This is a genomic window from Mesorhizobium sp. M1A.F.Ca.IN.020.06.1.1, assembly GCF_004023265.1.
In the GTDB taxonomy this organism is placed as follows: domain Bacteria; phylum Pseudomonadota; class Alphaproteobacteria; order Rhizobiales; family Rhizobiaceae; genus Mesorhizobium.
This window is the reverse complement of the sequence record NZ_RZSR01001415.1, coordinates 1-1053: the sequence shown is the minus strand read 5'-3', so window position 1 is coordinate 1053 and position 1053 is coordinate 1. Positions and strand designations below refer to the sequence as shown.

1 protein-coding gene is annotated in these 1053 nt (G+C 64.8%); it reads left to right on the top strand.

The window, feature by feature from the left end; translation table 11 throughout:
* A partial coding sequence (locus EOA60_RS34475; RefSeq protein WP_245502700.1) for a glutamate synthase central domain-containing protein occupies positions 1–1053 on the top strand: 1053 nt, incomplete at both ends.

Sequence of the window (1053 nt, the reverse complement as noted above, 5' to 3'; positions counted from 1 at the left end):
CCATCGGACACACCGAGGACCGCTTCGACACCAAGACGATCGACATCACCTACGGTTCGAACGAGGGCGCTGCCGGCATGCAAGGCGCCATCGACCGGCTCTGCGAGCGTGCCGAGGCGGCAGTCGCGGGCGGCTACAACATCATCATCCTGTCCGACCGCCAGGTCGGGCCGGACCGCATCGCCATTCCGGTTTTGCTGGCGACGGCGGCGGTGCACCATCACCTGATCCGCAAGGGCCTGCGCACCGCGGTAGGACTGGTCGTCGAATCCGGCGAGCCCCGCGAGGTGCATCATTTCTGCTGCCTCGCCGGCTATGGCGCCGAGGCGATCAATCCCTATCTCGCCTTCGACACGCTGCTCGACATGCACAGGCGCGGCGAGCTGCCGGAGGAGGTCGACGCATACGAGGTCGTCTCCCGCTATATCAAGTCCATCGGCAAGGGCATCCTCAAAGTGATGTCCAAGATGGGCATCTCGACCTACCAGTCCTATTGCGGTGCGCAGATCTTCGACGCCATCGGGCTGAAGTCGGACTTCGTCGAGAAGTACTTCACCGGCACTGCGACGCTGATCGAAGGCGTCGGGCTGGACGAGATCGCGACCGAGACTCTCAGCCGCCATACCGATGCCTTCGGCAACGACCCGGTGCTGCGCAACAATCTCGAGGTCGGCGGCGAATACATGTTCCGCATGCGCGGTGAGGCGCATATGTGGTCGCCGGATGCGGTCGCCAGCCTGCAGCATGCCGTGCGCCAGGGCTCCTGGGACACGTTCAAGGAGTATTCGGCGCAGATCGACAGCGCGACAGCTAGAGCGCAGACCATCCGCGGCCTGTTCGAGATCAAGCTGGCGGAAGAGACCGGCCGCAAGAAGGTCGCGATCGAAGACGTCATGCCGGCGGCCGAGATCGTCAAGCGCTTCTCGACCGGCGCGATGTCCTTCGGCTCGATCTCCCGGGAAGCGCACACGACGCTGGCGCGAGCGATGAACGCTATCGGCGGCAAGTCGAACACCGGCGAGGGCGGCGAAGAGGCCGACCGCTATCTGCCGC